Raw genomic sequence first — 5,000 nt, 5'->3', positions numbered from 1 at the left:
CCCGTACATTACTGGGTTCCACAAGAAATTCTTTTCTAGCAACTTCATTTACTCTTCTTATCTTAATTACAATATCTCTTTCTAACAGTGCACACACTCTTCTTCACTCTCCTGAACCATTCATAATAGAATGAACCAACTAATAGACTAGATCCAATTAATATTAAAAATTATGATGAGTAAAGACCAATCAGTAGATTATTTCATAAAACCAGTTGGAGATAGAATAATTGGTTCGTTTACAGATTTCACGATACTTTCATATAAAAACACTTATTGTTTTTATACACATCAACTATAGACAAGAACAAGACGCTAAAACATATGAACATGCAGCTAATCTATACGGTCTATCGTGAGAGTGGTGATCGCACACTACAATCTTGCACGTCAGCGATACCAAAAATGGACTTCGCCTTTGGTAGCAAGAATCACACTAATGTTAATCAGGTTGCCCCTTTAGCAGTGGGAGTGTCAATAAATCCAATATTAATAATCAAATATACTTTACTGAAGAACCACTTCACTAAAGTATGTAAAGTTACAAGCTATACTAGAAATCCAAACCTAGTATGATAACTCTTCTTTAAACACATATGTCCAATAGAAAATAAGCACCTCAATTGATTGAGTATGCCCATTACACCCTTCAAGAACAAACGTTCCAACCTCTTGTTATACACCACTACTTCCTTGCATTTAAGTAATCATACTATAATTTTTCACTTACACTTATCTTCTATATAAAAGCTACAAAATTATAAAATTTAAAGAGTTGTATCCTATATCTATATACGGACAACCGTAAGCTTTTCCATTAGAAGAACAAATAGAGTATATAAGAAAACAAACTGATTTTATTCCCGATGAACCCATTCTTCTTCCAACTTATTTATATCAACGTGATAATAAAGACAAATATGCTGTTCAAATAGCAACCGGTGGCCAATTATACTTTAATTACCTTATTTATAAGGCTACAAAAAAAGATTCTTATCCAACTACTAGAGGAAACAAGTAGAACTTATAAAGAAGCTGAACACTATGTACAAGAGCAGTTCCAATATTACTACTCACAACTGATCTTCCCGCCCCAGAGATTCCCTTAGGAATTTCGTGTAACAAACTGCAAAAAAGATTATAGAGTCTAAACATTAATCCACACATCTTTATCCAAAATGTTATATGCGAAAGTAATACATAAGACTTTCAAGAACTATATTTTGAAATTATCGCCGCTCTTCAAAAGCCAGATTCAGAAAAAAGAACACGCCCTATTATCTTTTTAACTCCACCACTTTCACCATATAACTACTTAAAACAAATAAAGTGAAGGCTAATAATCAGTGGGGGTTTACGGGCAACAGGGCTCCCACCTAACTTCTTTGCTCCAGCTAAATTTTGAGGTGGGAGTTTTACTGCCCGCAAATAGCGGGATAAATGAAGCAATTAGCCTGTTACAATGAACTTTTTTCTTCAAAATTTTTCATGTACCACTATTCGGGTTCACTTCAATTTAACATGCGGTAGATTCTTTGCTATTCACGAATTAAAGCCATTATCATACGAAACAATTCAGAGATTAAACATCCCGTCATTAAAGATGTCTAAAAAAAAGATCCTCATAAATGGAGTGAACTTGTTTAAAAGCCATATTTATTCAGTTTATTATCTTCATTGATCCGTGGATATGTTACTTGCTCATGAACGTTTTGAGCTTATCGATGTAAGAAACAAAGTAAAGCCTATAATGAATAACAATTTTATATAAATACGCTTACCTTTAAACAAATAAGCTTGTTATCAATAGGTTTCTTGAACCATAGATAACAAGCTTATTTCATTAAACACAAAAAAGACGAGTCATTCTGACTCGTCTTAAAGTTGCTTGGCGACGTCCTACTCTCACAGGGACAAGGTCCCAACTACCATCGGCGCTAGAGAGCTTAACTTCCGTGTTCGGTATGGGAACGGGTGTGACCTCTCTGCCATCATCACCAAACTGATGAAGGTATATTCCTTCAAAACTAGATAACATTTGCTTCATATTATATGGTTAAGTCCTCGATCTATTAGTATTCGTCAGCTCCACATGTCACCATGCTTCCACCTCGAACCTATCAACCTGATCATCTTTCAGGGATCTTACTAGCTTACGCTATGGGAAATCTCATCTTGAGGGGGGCTTCATGCTTAGATGCTTTCAGCACTTATCCCTTCCGCACATAGCTACCCAGCTATGCCCTTGGCAGAACAACTGGTACACCAGCGGTGCGTCCATCCCGGTCCTCTCGTACTAAGGACAGCTCCTCTCAAATTTCCTGCGCCCACGACGGATAGGGACCGAACTGTCTCACGACGTTCTGAACCCAGCTCGCGTACCGCTTTAATGGGCGAACAGCCCAACCCTTGGGACCGACTACAGCCCCAGGATGCGATGAGCCGACATCGAGGTGCCAAACCTCCCCGTCGATGTGGACTCTTGGGGGAGATAAGCCTGTTATCCCCGGGGTAGCTTTTATCCGTTGAGCGATGGCCCTTCCATGCGGAACCACCGGATCACTAAGCCCGACTTTCGTCCCTGCTCGACTTGTAGGTCTCGCAGTCAAGCTCCCTTATGCCTTTGCACTCTACGAATGATTTCCAACCATTCTGAGGGAACCTTTGGGCGCCTCCGTTACACTTTAGGAGGCGACCGCCCCAGTCAAACTGCCCACCTGACACTGTCTCCCGGGTCGATAAGACCCGTAGGTTAGAATTTCAATACAGTCAGGGCGGTATCCCACCAGCGCCTCCACCGAAGCTAGCGCTCCGGTTTCAATGGCTCCCGCCTATCCTGTACAAACTGTACCAAAATTCAATATCAGGCTACAGTAAAGCTCCACGGGGTCTTTCCGTCCTGTCGCGGGTAACCTGCATCTTCACAGGTACTATAATTTCACCGAGTCTCTGGTTGAGACAGTGCCCAAATCGTTACACCTTTCGTGCGGGTCGGAACTTACCCGACAAGGAATTTCGCTACCTTAGGACCGTTATAGTTACGGCCGCCGTTTACTGGGGCTTCAGTTCAGAGCTTCGCTTACGCTAACCCCTCTCCTTAACCTTCCAGCACCGGGCAGGTGTCAGCCCCTATACTTCGCCTTACGGCTTCGCAGAGACCTGTGTTTTTGCTAAACAGTCGCTTGGGCCTATTCACTGCGGCTTTCCGTTAAGAAAGCACCCCTTCTCCCGAAGTTACGGGGTCATTTTGCCGAGTTCCTTAACCAGAGTTCTCTCGCACACCTTAGGATTCTCTCCTCGCCTACCTGTGTCGGTTTGCGGTACAGGCACCTTTTATCTCGCTAGAAGCTTTTCTTGGCAGCGGGGAATCAAAGACTTCGCTCCATAAGGAGCTTCCCCATCACAGCTCAGCCTTCACGATAAGCGGATTTGCCTACTTATCAGCCTAACTGCTTGGACGTGCACAACCAATCGCACGCTTCTTCTATCCTTCTGCGTCCCTCCATTGCTCAAACGATAAAGAGGTGGTACAGGAATATCAACCTGTTGTCCATCGCCTACGCCTGTCGGCCTCGGCTTAGGTCCTGACTAACCCTGAGCGGACGAGCCTTCCTCAGGAAACCTTAGGCATTCGGTGGACGGGATTCTCACCCGTCTTTCGCTACTCATACCGGCATTCTCACTTCTAAGCGCTCCACCAGTCCTTCCGGTCTGACTTCACTGCACTTAGAACGCTCCCCTACCACTGATACCATTGGTATCAATTCGCAGCTTCGGTGGTGTATTTAGCCCCGGTACATTTTCGGCGCAGAGTCACTCGACTAGTGAGCTATTACGCACTCTTTAAATGGTGGCTGCTTCTGAGCCAACATCCTAGTTGTCTAAGCAACTCCACATCCTTTTCCACTTAATACACACTTTGGGACCTTAGCTGGCGATCTGGGCTGTTTCCCTCTTGACTACGGATCTTATCACTCGCAGTCTGACTCCTAAGGATAAGTCATTGGCATTCGGAGTTTGACTGAATTCGGTAATCCGATGAGGACCCCTAGTTCAATCAGTGCTCTACCTCCAAGACTCTTACACTTAAGGCTAGCCCTAAAGCTATTTCGGGGAGAACCAGCTATCTCCAGGTTCGATTGGAATTTCTCCGCTACCCACACCTCATCCCCGCACTTTTCAACGTGCGTGGGTTCGGGCCTCCATTCAGTGTTACCTGAACTTCACCCTGGACATGGGTAGATCACCTGGTTTCGGGTCTACGACCACGTACTAAACGCCCTATTCAGACTCGCTTTCGCTGCGGCTCCGCCTCTTCAGCTTAACCTCGCACGGGATCGTAACTCGCCGGTTCATTCTACAAAAGGCACGCCATCACCCATTAACGGGCTCTGACTATTTGTAGGCACACGGTTTCAGGATCTCTTTCACTCCCCTTCCGGGGTGCTTTTCACCTTTCCCTCACGGTACTGGTTCACTATCGATCACTAGGGAGTATTTAGCCTTGGGAGATGGTCCTCCCAGATTCCGACGGAATTTCACGTGTTCCGCCGTACTCAGGATACATTCAAGAGAGAACGAAGTTTCGACTACGGGGTTGTTACCCTCTGTGACGGACCTTTCCAGGTCGCTTCGTCTACCTCGTTCCTTTGTAACTCCGTATAGAATGTCCTACAACCCCAAGAGGCAAGCCTCTTGGTTTGGGCTAGATTCCGTTTCGCTCGCCGCTACTCAGGAAATCGCATTTGCTTTCTCTTCCTCCAGGTACTTAGATGTTTCAGTTCCCTGGGTCTGTCTTCCATACCCTATGTATTCAGGTAAGGATACCATACCATTACGTATAGTGGGTTTCCCCATTCGGAAATCTTCGGATCAAAGCTTACTTACAGCTCCCCGAAGCATATCGGCGTTAGTCCCGTCCTTCATCGACTCCTAGTGTCAAGGCATCCACCGTGCGCCCTTTCTAACTTAACCAAACTAAAATTAAAAAAATATGAGCT

At 44.4% G+C, this 5,000-nt stretch carries 2 rRNA genes; both read right to left on the bottom strand.

What is annotated here, in order from left to right:
• Positions 1 to 1,886: 1,886 nt before the first annotated feature.
• A 5S ribosomal RNA gene (gene rrf, locus EXW56_RS01640) occupies positions 1,887 to 2,002 on the bottom strand.
• A gap of 50 nt (positions 2,003 to 2,052) precedes the next feature.
• Positions 2,053 to 4,974, bottom strand: a 23S ribosomal RNA gene (locus EXW56_RS01635).
• Between the last annotated feature and the right edge of the window lie 26 nt (positions 4,975 to 5,000).

It is taken from the genome of Bacillus mycoides, from assembly GCF_018742245.1.
GTDB classification, from domain to species: domain Bacteria; phylum Bacillota; class Bacilli; order Bacillales; family Bacillaceae_G; genus Bacillus_A; species Bacillus_A cereus_U.
This window is presented reverse-complemented; position numbering and strand designations above follow the sequence as displayed.